The sequence below is a fragment of the Aureimonas sp. AU12 genome (assembly GCF_001463705.1).
Taxonomy (GTDB): Bacteria; Pseudomonadota; Alphaproteobacteria; order Rhizobiales; family Rhizobiaceae; genus Aureimonas.
Window position 1 is genome coordinate 1 of the sequence record NZ_BBWH01000016.1, and the last position, 16157, is coordinate 16157.

Annotated in this window: 14 protein-coding genes; 2 read left to right on the top strand and 12 right to left on the bottom strand. The window is 69.6% G+C overall.

From position 1 onward, the window contains the following. Nucleotides 1-549 precede the first annotated feature (549 nt). From AUL33_RS06410 to AUL33_RS06435, 6 genes are all read right to left on the bottom strand, one after another. Nucleotides 550-1578, bottom strand: a complete 1029-nt coding sequence (locus AUL33_RS06410) for a proline racemase family protein (RefSeq protein WP_062205414.1) — start codon at nucleotides 1576-1578, stop codon at nucleotides 550-552. Nucleotides 1579-1590: 12 nt separating this feature from the next. Next, nucleotides 1591-3282: an aconitase X gene (locus tag AUL33_RS06415; protein ID WP_062205450.1), complete on the bottom strand. Its 1692-nt coding sequence runs from the start codon at nucleotides 3280-3282 to the stop codon at nucleotides 1591-1593. A gap of 40 nt (nucleotides 3283-3322) precedes the next feature. Next, complete coding sequence (locus AUL33_RS06420; protein ID WP_062205417.1) at nucleotides 3323-4045, bottom strand: amino acid ABC transporter ATP-binding protein; 723 nt, start codon at nucleotides 4043-4045, stop codon at nucleotides 3323-3325. Further along, on the bottom strand, nucleotides 4038-4691 hold the full coding sequence (locus tag AUL33_RS06425; protein ID WP_062205420.1) for an amino acid ABC transporter permease: 654 nt from the start codon (nucleotides 4689-4691) through the stop codon (nucleotides 4038-4040). Before AUL33_RS06425 ends, AUL33_RS06420 begins: the two co-directional genes overlap by 8 nt. Nucleotides 4692-4705: 14 nt before the next feature. Then, entirely contained in the window at nucleotides 4706-5371 is a 666-nt protein-coding gene (locus tag AUL33_RS06430) for an amino acid ABC transporter permease (RefSeq protein ID WP_062205423.1), read from the bottom strand. Nucleotides 5372-5454: 83 nt separating this feature from the next. Continuing rightward, nucleotides 5455-6261: a transporter substrate-binding domain-containing protein gene (locus AUL33_RS06435; protein ID WP_062205427.1), complete on the bottom strand. Its 807-nt coding sequence runs from the start codon at nucleotides 6259-6261 to the stop codon at nucleotides 5455-5457. Between the two features lie 302 nt (nucleotides 6262-6563). On the opposite strand from AUL33_RS06435, the gene AUL33_RS06440 reads away from it, so the two are divergent. Next, entirely contained in the window at nucleotides 6564-7601 is a 1038-nt protein-coding gene (locus AUL33_RS06440; RefSeq protein WP_062205430.1) for an Ldh family oxidoreductase, read from the top strand. 120 nt (nucleotides 7602-7721) lie between these two features. Here the strand turns inward: AUL33_RS06440 and AUL33_RS06445 are convergent, their stop codons facing one another. Beyond that, the gene (locus tag AUL33_RS06445; protein WP_062205434.1) at nucleotides 7722-8663 is read right to left on the bottom strand and encodes a dihydrodipicolinate synthase family protein; all 942 of its coding nucleotides are present in this window, start codon (nucleotides 8661-8663) and stop codon (nucleotides 7722-7724) included. Nucleotides 8664-8942: 279 nt separating this feature from the next. Here AUL33_RS06445 and AUL33_RS06450 point away from each other — a divergent pair, with 279 nt between their 5' ends. Next, nucleotides 8943-9923, top strand: coding sequence for an asparaginase (locus AUL33_RS06450; RefSeq protein ID WP_062205437.1), 981 nt, complete (start codon nucleotides 8943-8945; stop codon nucleotides 9921-9923). A 59-nt stretch (nucleotides 9924-9982) separates the two neighbouring features. Here the strand turns inward: AUL33_RS06450 and AUL33_RS06455 are convergent, their stop codons facing one another. From AUL33_RS06455 to AUL33_RS06475, 5 genes are all read right to left on the bottom strand, one after another. Further along, nucleotides 9983-11062, bottom strand: coding sequence for a tartrate dehydrogenase (locus AUL33_RS06455; protein WP_082652366.1), 1080 nt, complete (start codon nucleotides 11060-11062; stop codon nucleotides 9983-9985). 34 nt (nucleotides 11063-11096) lie between these two features. Then, nucleotides 11097-12476: an aminotransferase class III-fold pyridoxal phosphate-dependent enzyme gene (locus tag AUL33_RS06460; RefSeq protein WP_062205452.1), complete on the bottom strand. Its 1380-nt coding sequence runs from the start codon at nucleotides 12474-12476 to the stop codon at nucleotides 11097-11099. 139 nt (nucleotides 12477-12615) lie between these two features. After that, nucleotides 12616-14280, bottom strand: coding sequence for an ABC transporter ATP-binding protein (locus AUL33_RS06465; RefSeq protein ID WP_062205443.1), 1665 nt, complete (start codon nucleotides 14278-14280; stop codon nucleotides 12616-12618). Nucleotide 14281: 1 nt separating this feature from the next. Beyond that, entirely contained in the window at nucleotides 14282-15157 is an 876-nt protein-coding gene (locus AUL33_RS06470; RefSeq protein WP_062205446.1) for an ABC transporter permease, read from the bottom strand. Then, the gene (locus AUL33_RS06475) at nucleotides 15154-16110 is read right to left on the bottom strand and encodes an ABC transporter permease (protein ID WP_062205448.1); all 957 of its coding nucleotides are present in this window, start codon (nucleotides 16108-16110) and stop codon (nucleotides 15154-15156) included. Before AUL33_RS06475 ends, AUL33_RS06470 begins: the two co-directional genes overlap by 4 nt. Between the last annotated feature and the right edge of the window lie 47 nt (nucleotides 16111-16157).

Sequence of the window (16157 nt, forward strand, 5' to 3'; positions counted from 1 at the left end):
GTAATACAATATACTATTCAACCGCATAAAAACGGTGCTGGTGGCATCCAGCCTCGTCAGACCGCCGCGTTTGGCGTTGGCTCGATAATCGAGCACCACGGGTTTAGCTGTCCAAAAGCGGACACCCATCCAGACGAGATCGGCAGCTCCGGCATAGAGCCCCGTACGAAGGAGTGCGGGCGAAGGCGGTCATGCCGTCTGGGCCAAGACTGGTGGCGAAGACGAAGAGGGCGGCTGCGAAGGGGAGGAGCGGGGCTAGATCGATGCAGGACATCGGAGGTTGGATCGTTGGGTCTCGATGCCAGACGAAACCACACGAGGACGGCGCGGGCGCCGCAGTCTATCAGGCTGGCACTGTTGTCAGTGCTGGAGCATCCTGCCCGATATCTGACTATTCTGGTGCGTTCTTTCGGTCCGACGACTTCAGCCCTTGCCGGTGGCCGCAGCATCGATGCGAGGGAATTGAACGCTTCGATCTCGAATCGAAGTCCCGTCGGTCTCACCGACATCCCCAATCACGTACGATGTGCCAGATCGCGCGGGTCCCCGTCAGCGCGCGCCCCAGGTGTCGGTGAGGCGGTAGCCTTCCGGCCAGGGGTCTTCAGGGTCGAGCATGTGCTGGTGGGTGCCGGTGATCCAGGCCCGGCCCGAGATTTCGGGACGGATGGCGGGGCGGGTGCCGATGTCGGTCGTGCCGAGGATGCGGCCGGTGAAGGTCGAGCCGATGAGCGAGACGGCGGTGAGCCGGTCGTCGAGGTTCATCTGACCGCGCGCATGGAGTACGGCCATGCGGGCCGAGAGGGCTGTGCCGGTGGGGGACCGATCGACCTTGCCTGGCTGGATCGCGACGGCCGCGCCTGCCTTGAGGCCCTCGGGCGTGCGCTCGATCGGACCGGCGAAGAGGCAGAAGGAGAAATGGCGCCAGTCCGGGTTTTCGGGATGGTGGAAGCCAAGCCGTTCGTTGGCCGCCGCGACGATGCGCACACCGAGACGGGCGATGTCGTGCGCTTCGTCCGCGACGAGATCGAAGCCCATCGCCTGGGCGTCGACGATGACGAAACTGTCGCCGCCATAAGCGGTGTCGACGGTGAGGGTGCCGATTCCCTCGACCTCCAGCTTTGCCTCGAGCCGGTCGACGAAGCTTGGCAGGTTCTCGACGAAGATCCGGCGCGCCTTGCCGTCCCGGCACTCGGCGCGCACCTTAACGAGGCCGCCGGGCGCTTCGAGGATGAACTCGGTGAAGGGCTCGTGCATCGGCAGGATGCCGCCGTCGAGCAGCACCGTCGCCACGCAGATCGAGTTCGAGCCGGACATGGGCGGCGTGTCCTCGGGCTCCATGATGATGAAGGCCGCGGCCGCCTCAGTGCGCTTGGGCGGCACCAGCAGGTTGACGTGGCGGAAGACGCCGCCGCGCGGCTCGTTAAGGACGAAGTTTCGCAAGGTGCCTTCGTTGGCGATCCAGCGGCTCTGCTCCCAGAGCGTGGCGCCGGGCGGCGGTGTGACGCCGCCGACGATGACGTCGCCGACCTCGCCTTCCGCATGGGCGGAAATCACGTGAATGGTCTTGCGGCTTCGCATCACTGCTATCCTTCAGGTCAGCCAGGGCGGCAGGCGCACGGGAACGCGGCCGGTGACCGCGGCCTCGGCGCAATCCTCCAGCGTGCCGAGGCGCACGGCGCAGTCGCTGAGGCCCGGGCCGTAATGGGCGTATTTGCCGGAATTGGTGAGGACGGTGCGGGTCGCCGGCGGGAAGACCGGCCGTGAGATCGAGCACCAGCATAGATCGGGGAGGATCTCGACGCCGACGGCGCGAAGGCGCGAGAGCGTGCCCTCAGTCTCTGCGCCCGCGATTACCTCCCGTCCCGCAGTGACGATCACGGCGACATTCGGATGGCGGGCGCGCCCGATGAGCGCGTCGGCCAGCGCCCGGCATTCCCCAAGCGAGGCGTGCGGGCTGCCGATGGCGACGAGTTCCACCGCCTCCGGCCCGGCGTTGAGGCGGCGCCAACCGGCGGCGAGGTCGTCTTTGGTGATCGCGGAGCGGGGAGCGTCGTCGTCGGCAATGCCTTCGGCTTCCGGCGTGACGCCCTCGATATGCAGCATTGGCGCGGCGGAGGTGGTGCCGAAGGCGGCGCAGAGGGCTTTCAGATCGTCTGGGGTCGGATGGCCGGTGGCGAGGCCCCGCAGGAGCGGGATGGCGTCCGGCGCGGCGTGGCCGGCGAGATAGCCGATGAGCGGCCAGACCGCCTCGCCGGCGCCCGGTGGCAGCGCGACGTCGATGACCCGCCGGGCCCGGCGATTGCGGCCGAGATAGACGCCGGCGAGCGGCGCGCGGCCGGTGAGCGCGATGCAGAGATCGAGGAAATCGGGGTGCTTGGCGGTGCGCGCGCCGATTACGCTGTTGGCGTAGATCACCGCGTTGGATTCCGACCAGGCGATGGTCTCGCCGAAGCGCGGGGCATCGGCGAGGAGGTAGGGGGCGCAGGTGAAGCTGGGCCGGCAACCCATGCGCACATAGGCCTCGGCGAGCCGCGCCGCCGGGGTGCCGAAGGCGGGTGGCACGCCCTGGCGCTGCCAGTTGTCGAGATCCACCGAGATCGCGTTCATCGTGGTGGGGATGCGCACGCGCGCCCCGAGCTGCTCCATCGCCTCGGCGAAGGCGAGGTTGGCGGGGCTGGCATAGATGCAGCCGTCGACATGGCCGCGCGTCACGTCGACGAGGTCGCTCGCGCCCTGCTGGCGAGCCATGGCGCAGACGATGCGCATGGCCTGCGCCACCGCCGGGCCGTCGTGGCCTTCCAGCATGGCGTGGTCGTGCTCGGTCAGCGAGAGCGCCACGGCGGTCGGCGGCTCGACGGGAATCGCGAGGTCGCCGGCCTCGATCGCGTCCAGCCCGATGCGGGCCGAGGGCCTTTGGGCGATCGCAGCGTAGGCGTCTGGGGACAGGCGCAGCACGGGAATGGTGCGATCGAACATTTCGGCGGCGACGAGCGCGCCGAGCGTCAGCACGTCCTCGCTTTCGCGAAAGAGCAGCGCCGCCGGCGCGCGGCCGGACAAGGCTAGATCGAGGAGGACGCCCGATCCCGTGCAGGAGCCCCGGCTCGAGCTCATCATCAGCACCGCGCCGCCGAGTGGGACGCCGTGCTGGGGATGGTGAACGTCGATGATGGCGCCGGTCGCCGGATCCACCCCGCCCCAGAAGCTCAGCGGCTCACCGAGCGCCACGACGGGGCCCTCCGCCGTGCCGGGGAGGATGCTGCGGGCGCCGGTGACCGAGCTCACGCGGCGAGCCCGTTGCGCCATGCGGCGGGTGCCCAGGCCATCAATGCGTCGCGGCGAGGAAGGCGCGCGTCTCGGGCCGGGTCGGCGCCTCGAAGAAGGCCTCGGGCGCGGCGATCTCGGCCATGACGCCCTGGTGGAAGAAGGCGACGCGGTCGGAGACCTCGCGCGCGAACTTCATCTCGTGCGTCACGCAGATCATCGTCATGCCCTCGGAGGCCAGCATGCGCAGCGTGTCGAGCACCTCGCCCACCAGCATCGGGTCGAGCGCCGAGGTCACCTCGTCGAAGAGCATGTAGTCCGGCGACATGGCAAGCGCGCGGGCGATGGCCATGCGTTGCTGCTGGCCGCCCGACAGGCGGCTCGGATACACCGCGAGCTTGTCGGCGAGGCCGACATGCGTGAGCTGGCGCACCGCCATCTCCTCGGCCTGCGCCTTGGGCTGGCCCAGCACCTTGCGCGGCGCCAGCATGACGTTCTCGAGGACGGTGAGGTGCGGAAAGGCGTTCCACTGCTGGAACACGATCCCGATCTTGCGGCGCAGCTTGTCGAGATTGGTCGACTTGGCGTGGACCTCGGTGCCGTCGACGAGGATCCTGCCGGCATTGATCGGCTCCAGACCGTTGATGCAGGTGAGGAGGGTCGACTTGCCCGAGCCCGAGCCGCCGACGATCGTCAGCACTTCGCCCTTGGCGACGGTGAGGTCGATGCCCTTGAGCACTTCGAGCGGGCCGAAGGATTTGCGGAGGTCTTGGATCTCAATCATGGGGGGACCAGCGTTTCTCGAGATAGCCGCCGAGCCGGGCGATGGGGAAGGACAGGAGGAAGTAGATGAGGCCGCAGATCATCAGGATGAAGAGCGGTTCCTGAAGCCGGGTGACGAGGATCTGCGAGGCGCGAAGCAGCTCGATAAGGCCGAGCCAGAGCACGAGCGCCGAATCCTTCATCACGCCGAGGGTCAGGCCGATCCAGGAGGGCAGCGCGATGCGGGTGGCGAGCGGCGCCACGATCCAGCGCAGGTCCTGCCCCCAGGTCAGCCCGAGCGAGCGGCCCGCGCGGCGCGTGGTCGAGGGCACCGATTCCATCGAGCCGCGCACGATCTCGGTGCAATAGGCCGCCGTATAGAGCGAGAGCACGACGCAGGAGGTGGTGAACGGGCTCCAGCCGAGTTTCACGATCGCCTGGAAGGCGTTGCCGAGCACGAGCTGGATGAGGAGCGGAACCGAGCGGAAGATATCGAGAACCAGCGTCATCGGCGCGAACCAGTAGGGGCCGAGCTGGAAGCGCGCGATGCCGAAGAGGATGCCGAGCAGCGTTCCGGCCGCCACCGAGACGGCGGTGACGGCGAGCGTCATGCCGGCGCCCTTGGCGAGGAACAGGAGGTCGGTGGTGGTGAGGGCCGTGTCGAACATCGGTGCGGGTCTCGTCAGTAGCGGAACAGGCGCCGGGCGAGGAGCCCCGCGGCCAGGGTGACGAGCTTGGCGATCAGGTAGTAGATCACGGCGGCGAGCGCGAAGAACTCGAAGGTGCGGAAGGAGCGGGCGTTCAGCGCCTGCGTGACCCCGGCGAGATCGGTGTTCATGCCGACGGTGACGCCGAGCGAGGTCATCAGGATCGCCCAGACCATCTGGTTGGTGGCCGGCAGGAAGGCGACGCGGGCCATCTGCGGCAGCACCACGAGGCGGAAGGCCTGCAGCGAGGTCATGCCGAGCGAGCGACCCGCGCGCGGCTGCGTCTCGGGGATCGCCTTCAGCGCGCCGCGGAAGTTCTCGGCGAGATAGCCCGCATTGTTGAAGGCGATGCCGGCCAGAAGCGCGGTGAAGGGGCTGAGATGGATGCCGAAACTGCCGAGGCCGAAATGCGCCATGTAGATCTGGAAGAGCGCCGGCGTGTTGCGCGCCACCTCCACCCAGGTCGTGGCGAAGCCCCGCAGAATACGGCTTTCGGAGCGCCGGAACAGCGTGAGCACGAGCGCCAGCGCGACCCCGATCACCATCGACAGGAGGGCGATCTGGAGCGTGACGAGCGCGCCGTCGAGCATCTGGGGCAGGGCCTGGAACGCCTGGTTCCAGCGGAACGTGTAGTTGAACATGTCGCTCGCGCTCTCGATGACGCCGAAGCCGGCACGCCGAGGGTATGGAGACCCCGGCGTGCCGGCTTCGCGAAGCCTTCAGATCAGCGGTAGACGCCGGGCACGGTCAGGTTCGGCGCCTCGCCGCCCACCCACTTTTCATAGAGCTCCTTGTAGCGCCCGGTGCGAACCTGCTGGCTGATGAAGAGGTTCAGGTAATTGATCATCCCGTACTCTTCGCGATTGGTGAAGAGCGCGACGTAGTCGGTGTCGAAGGGCGCCTTGCCGACGACCGCGATGCCGGGGAAGTTGCCAGTCTTGACCGTGGCCTGCGCGACGGTCGAGGTCGAGACGGTGGCGTCGAGCTGGCCCTGGCTGAGCGCCAGGAACACGTCGGCCTGCGTCTGGTAGGGACGGAACTCGCCGGTGCCCCATTCCTTGACCTGCGCTTCCAGCGCGATCGCCTCGTAGGTGCCCGCGGTGGCGCCGACGGTCTTGCCCTTCATCGTCTCGAACGAGGTGATGCCGGACTTCTCGTTGGCGGTGACCGCCATCTCGAAGGCGAAGTAGGGGATGGTCATGCCGACTGTCTTGGCGCGCTCGAGCGTGTCGGAGGTCGAAGCGACGCCGACGTCGACGCGGCCCGACATGAGGGCGGGAATGCGCTCGGGGAAGGGCGTCTCGACGATCTCGGCGGTGACGCCGAGCGCCTTGGCCAGGTCGTTGCAATAGTCGACGTCGAAGCCGATCGGCGTGTTGGCGGCGTCGCGCGAGCCCATCGGGGGGAAGTCGAGCACCACGGCGCAGCGCAGGACCCCGGCGCCGATGATGTCGTCGAGCTTGTCGGCGCGGGCGGGGCCGCAGAGAATGGTGGCAGCCAGCAGGCTGAACGCGATGGCCTTCGTCTTCATCAGTCGGATTCCCCTTGTGTGATCGTTCGGGCCGAAGGGTCCCCCGTCGGCGTCAGCGGTTGCCATGAAGCAGAAAATACAACAAGTGTGCAAGAGGCGATGTGCCTAGCGGCGTGGCAGTTCGTCGATTGAGTGCGAATGGTGCAGTGCGATCGGAGATCCCGCCACGGGCGGCGGGTCGCGGGTCCGCGTGAGCCTACGCGCCTCGTTCGTCCGATGCACGCCGGCGGCATGATGCGGTGCGCTCGCGGTGCGGCCCCGATGCGTGCTGCCCCGATGCGTGGTGAGACAGGAGACAAGTGATGAGCGAGCCCCGGACGATGACGATCGAGGCGCTGGAGGCGCGGGTCGAGGCGATCCTGCGCCGCGCCGGGCTGAACCCGGTCCAGGCCGGCGCGGTGATGCGGGTGATCGTCGCGGGCGAGCGCGACGCCTGCAAGTCGCATGGGATCTACCGGCTGGAGGGCGTGCTGCGCACGGTGAAGGCGGGCAAGGTCGATCCGGGCGCGGTGCCCGTGGTGCTACCCGGCGATGGGTCGGCGATCACGCGGGTGGATGCGCGCCGCGGCTTTGCCGGGCCGGCTTTCGAGGCGGGGCTGCCGGTGCTGGTGGAGCGCACGAGGGCGCTCGGCCTCGCGGCGCTGGTGATCAACGACTGCACGCATTTCTCGGCGCTCTGGCCCGATGTCGAGGCGCTGGCGGGGCATGGCCTGGCGAGCCTGGCGCTCTGCCCCAGCTATTCGGCGGTGGCGCCGGCGGGCGGCATCGCCGCGCTGCTCGGCACCAATCCGCTGGCCTTCGGCTGGCCGCGCACGCAGGCGCCGCCCTACGTCTTCGATTTCGCGACCTCGGTGGCGGCGCGCGGCGAGATCGAGCTGCGGCGCCGGGCCGGCGAGACGCTGCCCGAGGGCTGGGCGATCGACGGCGACGGGCAGCCGACCACCGACCCGCAAACCGCGCTGGCCGGCGCCATGCTGCCCTTCGGCGGGCACAAGGGCTCGGCGATCTCGACGATGATCGAACTTCTCGCGGGCGTGATGATCGGCGACCTCACGAGCCCCGAAGTGCTGGCGGAGCTGGGCTCGACGAGCCTCTCGCCGATGCACGGCGAACTCGTCGTCGCCTTCTCGCCGGAACGCTTCGCAGGGGCGCGGCGCGGCGACCCGCTGGCGCGTGCCGAGATCCTGTTCGACGCCATTCTCGGCCAGGGCGCCCGGCTGCCGTCGCAGCGTCGGTTCGCGGCCCGCGAGGTTTCGCAGACCTCCGGCATCGCGCTCAGCGCGGCCGAGACGGCGCTGCTCGACCGGCTGCTGGCGGAGGGGCTGGACGCGGTGGGCTGACCGGTCGAACCGCCAACGACGGATGCCCTCCCCCTCCGTTCCGCGGGGAACGAAGGGGGAGGGCGGTTGCGGTGGAGGGGCCGGTCTCCGGCCCCGTCCCGTCTCAGGCCCCGTCCCGTATCAGGCCGCCGTGCGGTTCCAGTCGGCGTACCAGGTGTCGAACAGGCGCAGCTGCGCCTCGACATAGCCGCGCTGCGAGTCGCTCAGTGCGTCGCTCTCGTTGAAGTGCAGCGCGTACTCGCCATACCCCTTCAGCACCATCATGTGCTTGAAGTAGAGGACGAGATCGGGGCCTTCGTCGAAGGAGGAGAGGACGGCGAGCGCGCCCTCCAGTTCGAGCGCGCGGCGGCGCGCGGTGGCGTCTCCCGCCGCGGCGGCGCGGGCGAGATCGCACATGTGGATCACCTCCTTCGGCAGGACGTTGCCGATGCCGGTGATGGCGCCCGTCGCACCGCAATTGACGAAGCCGTGGAACACCGCGGTGTCGACGCCGATCATCAGCGACACGTCGTCGTCGCGGCTGGTGATGGTCTCGGCGGCGTAGCGAAGGTCGGCCGGGCCGCCGAATTCCTTGAAGCCGACGAGATTGGCATGCTCGGCGCGCAGCGCGAAGAACAGGTCGGCGCGGGTCGCGAAGCCGTAATAGGGGCTGTTGTAGATCACCGCCGGCAGGTCGGGCGCGGCGGCGAGGATCGCCTTGAAATGGGCGCGCTGGGCGGCCGGGGCCGAGCCGCGCGACAGGACGCGCGGGATCACCATCAGGCCGTGGGCGCCGACCTTGGCGGCATGCGCGGCATGCGCCACGGCGAGTGCCGTGTTCACCGCGCCGGTGCCCACGATCACGGGGATGCCGGCCTGGACGAGGCGCTCGACGCCTTCCATGCGCTGCGCGTCGGTGAGGAGCGGCCAGTCGCCCATCGAGCCGCAATAGACCACCGCCGACATGCCGGCGTCGATCAGCTCCCGGGCCTTCGCGACGAGCGCGTCGAAGTCCGGCGTGCGGTCGCTCTTGCAGGGGGTCATCAGGGCGGGAATGACGCCGGAGAAAATGGAAGCCTTCATCGCGAAACCTCGTGGGAGACGTTGAACGGGGGACCGGAGCGCAGTCGGTCGAGCCGTCCACGGTTGCGGTGGTGCTACATATCGCCGATTGCATTCTTTTTGTCGACAGAGAAATTCGATGCTCGGCATCGCGCCGGCGGGCCGCACCTGTTCGCTTCCTGCTTCCGACCTGCGTGAAAATTTCCTGTCCGCGAAAAAGCCGGGGCGGTTGATCCCGGCGCGCCGGCGCGTCATGCCTGCGGCGCGCACCGACCCGATGCCTTCGAGGAGCCCGACGCCATGGCCCAGATCCAGCTCATCACCACCGGCGGCACGATCGCCTCGCGGCCGGGCGGGACTTCGTCCGACGTCGTCGCCGACATCACCGGCGCCGAGCTGCGCGCCGGGCTCCACGATCCGCTGGAGGGTATCGGCCTCGACGTCGACGATTTCTGCCGCGTCGGCTCCTCGGCCATCGAACTGCCGCTCGCCTTCGCGCTGGCGCGGCGCATCGCCGAGCATCTCGCTCGGCCCGACTGCGACGGCGTGGTGGTGACGCACGGCACCGACACGATGGAGGAGAGCGCCTTCCTCGCCGACCTTCTCGTCGACTCCGACAAGCCGGTGGTCTTCACCGGCGCGCAGCGCTCGGCCGACGCGCCCGACACCGACGGGCCGCGCAACATCGCCAATGCCGTGCGCCTCGCGGCCTCGCCGCTGGCACGGGGCCTGGGCGCGATGATCGCCTTCGAGGACGAGTTCCACGCCGCGCGCGACGTCACCAAGACGCACACCTCGCGCACCGACACGTTCCGCTCCGGCGAGCACGGCAAACTCGGCGAGATCGACGGCGGGGTCGTCAGCCTGCATCGCCGCCCAGTGCTGCGGCGGACCTATGCGCCCGCCCGCCTCGAGACGGAGGTGGACCTCATCAAGCTCGCCATGGGCACCTCCGACCGGATGATCCGTGCCGCCGCGAGCGGCGGCGCGAGGGCGATCGTGGTGGAGGGGTTCGGGCGCGGCAACCCGACGCCGGCGATCACCGCGGCGATCGGCGAGATCGTCGCCTCCGGCACCGCCGTCATCATGTGCTCGCGCTGCCCGGAGGGGCGGGTACGGCCGATCTACGGCAACGGCGCGGGCAAGGATGCCGAGCGCGCCGGGGCGATCTTCGCCGGCGATCTGGCGGGCGTGAAGGCCCGCATCCTCGCCTGCGTGCTCCTCGGCGAAGGCGCCGACATGGCGCGCCTTCGCGAGGAGATCACCTTCTTCGGCGGCTGAAGCGGGGGCGCGCCCCGCCCGAACCCGCGAAGGGCGCGGGGCCCCAAGCGCCGCCCGCCTCAGGCGGCGGCGAAGGCCTCGATCACGGCGTCGCCCGCCTCGCGGGTCGAGGCGTCGCCCTTGAGATCGCGCGTGCGCCCCTGCGGCGTCTGGAGCGCCGTCTCGATGGCCTTGACCACCGCGTCGGCCGCCTCGCGCTCGCCGAGATGCTCCAGCATCATCGCCGCCGTCCAGATCTGGCCGATCGGGTTGGCGATGCCGTGCCCCGCGATGTCGGGCGCCGAGCCGTGGACGGGCTCGAAGAGCGAGGGGAAGTCGCCGTCCGGGTTGATGTTGGCCGACGGCGCGATGCCGATCGTGCCGGTGCAGGCCGGGCCGAGATCGGAAAGAATGTCGCCGAAGAGGTTGGACGCCACCACCACGTCGAAGCGGTCGGGGTTGAGGACGAAATGCGCCGTCAGGATGTCGATATGATACTTGTCGCGGCGGACATCCGGATACTGCTCGCCCATCGCCTCGACGCGGCTGTCCCACCACGGCATGGTGATGGCGATGCCGTTCGACTTCGTCGCCGAGGTCAGGTGCCGCTTGGGCCGGCTCTGCGCCAGCTCGAAGGCGAAGCGCAGGATCCGGTCGGTGCCGTGGCGGCTCATCACCGTCTCCTGGATCACGATCTCGCGCGCCGTGCCTGGATACATCGTGCCGCCGACCGAGGAATATTCGCCCTCGGTGTTCTCGCGCACGACGTAGAAGTCGATGTCGCCGGGCTGGCGACCGACCAGCGGCGAGGGAACGCCCGGCATCAGGCGCACCGGTCGAAGGTTCACGTACTGGTCGAACTCGCGGCGGAACTGCAGGAGCGAGCCCCAGAGCGAGATGTGGTCGGGCACCTTGTCGGGCCAGCCGACGGCGCCGAAGAAGATGGCGTCCATGGGCTTGAGGATGTCGCGCCAGTCGTCCGGCAGCATCTTGCCGTGTTCGAGATAGTAGTCGCAGGAGGCGAAGGCGTGGGTTTGCAGGTCGAGCGTGAAGCCGAACCGCGCGGCGGCCGCTTCCAGCACGCGCACGCCCTCGGGCACGACCTCGACGCCGATGCCGTCGCCGGGGATCACCGCGATCCTGTAATGCCGTTCCGTCATGGTCTCGTTCCTCCCGCTCATGCCAGCCCCCCGCTCATGCCAGCGCGGCGCGAACGTCGCCGATCGCCAGGACGTCGTCCAGCGTCTTTTCGAACCGCGAGATCAGCGTGTCGACATCGTCGTCGGTGCAGATGAGGGGCGGCGCGAAGCCGACGATGTCGTCGGCAAACGCCCGGAAGATCAGGCCGTTGGCGAGACCGAGCCGCGCCAGATGCTCCGAGAGCTTCAGGTCCGGCGAGGGCTTGGTGCGCTTCGCCTTCGAGGTGACGAGCTCGACGCCTGCCAGCATCCCGCGCACGCGCACCTCGCCGACGAGCGGGTGGTCGCTCAGCGCCCGCAGCTTTTCGCCGAAGCGCCGGCCGGCGCGCTGGCCGTTTTCCAGGATGCCACCCTCGGTGTAGAGCCGCAGCACCTCGACGCCGACCGCCGCGCTCACCGGATGGGCCGAGTAGGTGAAGCCGTGGCCGATCGGCTTGCCGACCGGCGCGTTGTCGGCGATGGCGCGGTAGATCGTGTCGGAGAGGAGCACCGCGCCCATCGGCGCGTAGCCGGCGGTGAGGCCCTTGGCGACCGTCATGATGTCGGGCACCACGCCGTCGTGCTCGCAGCCGAAGAGCGGCCCGGTGCGCCCGAAGCCGGTGATGACCTCGTCGGCGACGAAGAGGATGCCGAGCTCGCGGGCGGTGTCGGCCATTGCCTTCAGCCAGCCGTCGGGGGGCACGATGACGCCGCCGGAGCCCTGCACCGGCTCGGCGAAGAAGGCCGCGACGTTCTCGGTTCCGAGTTCCTCGACCTTGGCGCGCAGCGCCGCGACGGAGGAGGCGATGACGCTGGCGTCGTCCGATCCCGCCGGGTTGCGGTAGGGATAGGGCGAGGGGATGTGGTGCTGGATCGGCGTCGGCGCGTCGAAATGCTGGTGGAAGACGGGGATCGCTGTCAGCCCGGCGCCGACCGTAGAGGAGCCGTGATAGCCGCGCTCCAGCGCGATCATGTGCTTCTTCGCGGGGCGCCCGGTGACGTTGAAGAGGTAGCGGATGAAGCGCACGGCCGAATCGACGGCGTCCGAGCCGCCGAGCGTGAAGTAGACGTGGTTGAGATCGCCCGGTGCCAGCTCCGCCAGGCTCGCCGCGAGGCGGATCGCCGGCTCCGACGAATAGTGGAAATAGCCGGTGGCATAGGGCAGGCGGCGCATCTGCTCGGCCGCCGCCTCGACGATCGACTCGTGCCCGTAGCCGACATTGACGCACCAGAGGCCGGAAAAGCTGTCGAGGAACTGACGTCCCTCGATGTCGGTGAGCGTCACGCCGGAGGCCGACTGGAGCACCGTCGCGCCGCGTGCCTCGTGCCCGCTCCAGGAGACCACGGGGTGGATGAGGTGGTCGCGGTCGAGCTCGATCAGGGAATTGGCGGGCATCGTCTGGCTCCGGGTGACGGGAGCCTCGATCATGGCGCGGCGGGCGCGGACGATGTCACCGCTTGAGGACCGGCCGGCGCGCGATCCCGCGCGTTTGGCACCCGCGTCCCGGCAGAGTTTGCCGCGCCCTCGCGGGATATCAGGCGGCCGCCGCATCCTCGCGCGCGCCGACCTCGTCGAGCCAGCCGGTGCGCAGCTCCGGCACCGAGCGCAGGAGAAGCTTCGTATAGGCCTCCTGCGGGTCGGCAAGGAGCGCCTCGGTCTCGCCGCGCTCCACCACGCGGCCGTGGCGCAGCACCATGACCTCGTCGCTGATGGCGCGGATGACGCCGAGGTCGTGGCTGATGAACATGTAGGAGAGCTTCAGCTCGCGCTGCAGCTCGGCGAGGAGGTCGAGGATCGCCTCGGCCACCACCGTGTCGAGCGCCGAGGTGACCTCGTCGCAGAGGATCACGTCGGGATCGGCGGCGAGCGCGCGGGCGAGGTTGGCGCGCTGCTTCTGGCCGCCCGAAAGCTCGCGCGGCAGCCGGTCGGCGGCGGAGGCGGGCAGGCGCACCATGTCGAGGAGGTGGCGCAGCCGCGCGCTGCGGCTCGCGGCATCCGCCCGGCCGTAGAAAGCGAGCGGGCGCTGCAGGATCTCACCGATCGTCTGCGCCGGATTGAGCGCGGTGTCGGCGTTCTGGAAGACGATCTGAACGCGGCGCAGCGCCTCGCGCGGACGCGCGGCGAGGCTGCCGGCGAGCACTTGCCCCTCCAGCCGCACTTGGCCGCGCGCTGGCGGCAGGATGCCGGCGACGACACGCGCGAGCGTCGACTTGCCCGAGCCGGATTCGCCGATGACGCCGAGCGTCGCGCCCCGGCGCAGCGTGAAGTCGATGTCCTCGAGGATGCGCACCTTCGGCAGGCCGTCGCGGACCTGCCCGCCATAGCCGGCGACGATGCCGCTGGCTTCCAGCACCACGGGCTCGGCGGTCGCGTCCGAGCTCGCCGCCGGCGTACGCCGTCGCGCCGGGGCGGCGGCGGCGAGAAGCTGGCGGGTGTAGGGATGGCGGGGCGCGCTCACCATCTCCTCGACGCCGCCGACCTCCTGCAACTGGCCGCCGCGCAGCACCGCGATGCGGTCGGCGATCTGGGCGACCACGGCGAGGTCGTGGCTGACATAGATACCGGTGGTGCCGCGCTCGCGGATCGCGGCCTTGAAGGCCCGCAGCACCTCGATCTGCGTGGTGACGTCGAGAGCGGTGGTGGGCTCGTCGAAGATCACGAGGTCGGGATCGTTGAGCAGGGCCATCGCGGCGAGCAGCCGTTGCAGCTGGCCGCCCGACACCTGGTGCGGGTAGCGGTCACCGATCACGTCGGGATGGGGCAGGGCGAGCTCGCGGAAGAGGGCGCGGGCCTTGATGCTCGCGGCCTCGGCGCTCATCGAGCCATGGATGAGGGCGCTCTCGATCACCTGCGCCATGATCGTGCGCGAGGGGTTGAAGGAGGCGGCGGCGCTCTGGGCGATATAGGCGATGCGGTTGCCGCGCAGCGCCCGCAGCTCGCCCGCATTGGCGGCAAGGATCTCCTGGCCGAAGACCCGCACCGAGCCCGAATGGATGCGGCAGCCCGGCCGGGCGTAGCCCATCGTGGCGAGCGCGATCGTGGTCTTGCCCGATCCCGATTCGCCGATCAGCGCCAGCACCTCGCCGCGCGCGATCCGGAAATCGACATTCTCGACGATCGGGATCTCGCGCCCGTCGTCGCCGCGTGCGGTGACGCGCAGGCCGCGGATGTCGACGTGGTCGTCGTCTGGTCCCGTCATCTCAGCGGCTCCCTTCGGTGGCGCGGCGGCGGCCGGGCAGGTTGTCGATGAAGAGGTTCACGCCGATCGTCAGGAGGGCGATCGCCACGGCCGGCATGACGAGCGCGGGCGCGCCGTAGGAGAGGCCGGAAATGTTCTCGCGCACCAGCGAGCCCCAATCGGCTTGCGGCGGCTGCACGCCGAGGCCGAGGAAGGAGAGGCTGGAGAGAAGCAGCACCACGAAGACGAAGCGCAGGCCGAAATCGGCGAGCAGCGGCCCCACCATGTTCGGCAGGACCTCGCGCATCATGATGTAGAGCCGGCGCTCGCCCCGAGCCCGCGCGGCGAGCACGAAATCTTCCTGCGCGATGCCGACGGCGAGCGCGCGGGTGATGCGGAAGCAGCCCGGCAGGTAGATGAAGCCCAGCGTGGCAACGAGGATCGGGATCGAGGAGCCGAGGCCCGCCACGAGCACGAGGGCCAGCATCTTGGAAGGGATCGAGGTGAGCGCGTCGAGAAGGCGCGACAGCAGGCTGTCGCTCCAGCCGCCGATGACGGCGGCGAAAAGGCCAAGCGTGACTCCGGCGGCGCAGGCGATGGCGGTGGCGAGGAAGGCGATGCCGACCGTGTAGCGCGCGCCGAGAAGGACGCGGCTCAGCATGTCGCGGCCGAGATAGTCAGTGCCGAGCGGGAAGGCGGCGCTCATCTTCCCGAACATCTCGAAGTCGACGACCTCGCCGGCATCGTGCGGCGCCAGCCAGGGCGCGAGGAGGGCGGCGAGGACGGCGAACGCGACGATCGCGGCGCCGATCGTGCCGACGGCGTTGATGTGGAGGCGGCGGGCGCGGCGGGGTTCGGTCATGGCGGTTGCGCCCGTTTCGTTCGCGAGATCGCTCATGGATGGCGCAGCCTCGGGTTGGAGACGATCGCCACGATGTCGGCGAGCGTCACGAGGAGGAGGTAGACGGCGCAGAAGACGATGGCGCAGGCCTGCACCACAGGCATGTCGCGCATCGAGACGCTGTCCACCATCAGCTTGGCGATGCCGGGATAGTTGAAGATCGTCTCGACGATGATGACACCGCCGAGGAGATAGGAGAGGCTGAGCGCCACCGCGTTGGCCACCGCGCCGATCGTGTTGGGCAGCGCATGGCGCAGGACGATCCGCGCCGGGCTCGCGCCCTTCAGCACTGCCATCTCGACATAGGGGCTCTTCAGCGCCTCGATCATCGCGGCGCGCGTCATGCGCGCCATCTGCGCCACCACCACGAAGGACAGCGCCATGACCGGCATGGCGACGGCTCGCACGAACTGCAGCGGGGTGGCCGAGGGCGGCAGGAAGGAGAGGGCCGGCAGCCAGTGGAGATGCACGGCGAAGACGAGGACGGCGAGCGTCGCCACGAGGAATTCGGGCACCGAGACCACCGAGATGGTGAGAAGCGAGACCACCCGGTCGTAGGGCGAGTTGCGCCAGACCGCGGTGGTGATGCCGAGGAGCAGCGCGATCGGCACCGAGACGGCGGCGACGATGCCGGCCAGCGTCAGCGACTTCGACAGGCGGGTCCAGACGAGATCGCCGATCGGCTGGCGGCTGACGAGCGAGACGCCGGCATCGCCGGTCAGGAGGCCGCCGAGCCAGGCGACGAAGCGCTGCAGCGCCGGCTGGTCGAGGCCGAGCGCGGTGCGAAGGCCGGCGACGGCCTCGGGCGTCGCGGACTGGCCGAGAATGGCCTGCGCCACGTCGCCGGGCAGGAGCTGCGTGGCGCCGAAGACCACGAAGGAGACGAACAGAAGCGTGGCGAGGGCGACAAGGAGGCGCCCTGCGATCAGTTTGGCCATGCGGCTGCTCATCGGCAACTCCTTCGCGCGTGCGGGAGAGGGGCGGGAGAGGGGCGGGA

Bases quoted from the DNA above. Each gene is read 5' to 3' on its own strand.
- AUL33_RS06440 (WP_062205430.1), top strand. From the start codon at position 6,564: ATGAGCGAGCCCCGGACGATGACGATCGAGGCGCTGGAGGCGCGGGTC.
- AUL33_RS06455 (WP_082652366.1), bottom strand. From the start codon at position 11,062: ATGACGGAACGGCATTACAGGATCGCGGTGATCCCCGGCGACGGCATC.
- AUL33_RS06410 (WP_062205414.1), bottom strand. From the start codon at position 1,578: ATGCGAAGCCGCAAGACCATTCACGTGATTTCCGCCCATGCGGAAGGC.
- AUL33_RS06460 (WP_062205452.1), bottom strand. From the start codon at position 12,476: ATGCCCGCCAATTCCCTGATCGAGCTCGACCGCGACCACCTCATCCAC.
- AUL33_RS06425 (WP_062205420.1), bottom strand. From the start codon at position 4,691: ATGTTCGACACGGCCCTCACCACCACCGACCTCCTGTTCCTCGCCAAG.
- AUL33_RS06470 (WP_062205446.1), bottom strand. From the start codon at position 15,157: ATGAGCGATCTCGCGAACGAAACGGGCGCAACCGCCATGACCGAACCC.
- AUL33_RS06430 (WP_062205423.1), bottom strand. From the start codon at position 5,371: ATGTTCAACTACACGTTCCGCTGGAACCAGGCGTTCCAGGCCCTGCCC.
- AUL33_RS06435 (WP_062205427.1), bottom strand. From the start codon at position 6,261: ATGAAGACGAAGGCCATCGCGTTCAGCCTGCTGGCTGCCACCATTCTC.
- AUL33_RS06445 (WP_062205434.1), bottom strand. From the start codon at position 8,663: ATGAAGGCTTCCATTTTCTCCGGCGTCATTCCCGCCCTGATGACCCCC.
- AUL33_RS06450 (WP_062205437.1), top strand. From the start codon at position 8,943: ATGGCCCAGATCCAGCTCATCACCACCGGCGGCACGATCGCCTCGCGG.
- AUL33_RS06465 (WP_062205443.1), bottom strand. From the start codon at position 14,280: ATGACGGGACCAGACGACGACCACGTCGACATCCGCGGCCTGCGCGTC.
- AUL33_RS06475 (WP_062205448.1), bottom strand. From the start codon at position 16,110: ATGAGCAGCCGCATGGCCAAACTGATCGCAGGGCGCCTCCTTGTCGCC.
- AUL33_RS06420 (WP_062205417.1), bottom strand. From the start codon at position 4,045: ATGATTGAGATCCAAGACCTCCGCAAATCCTTCGGCCCGCTCGAAGTG.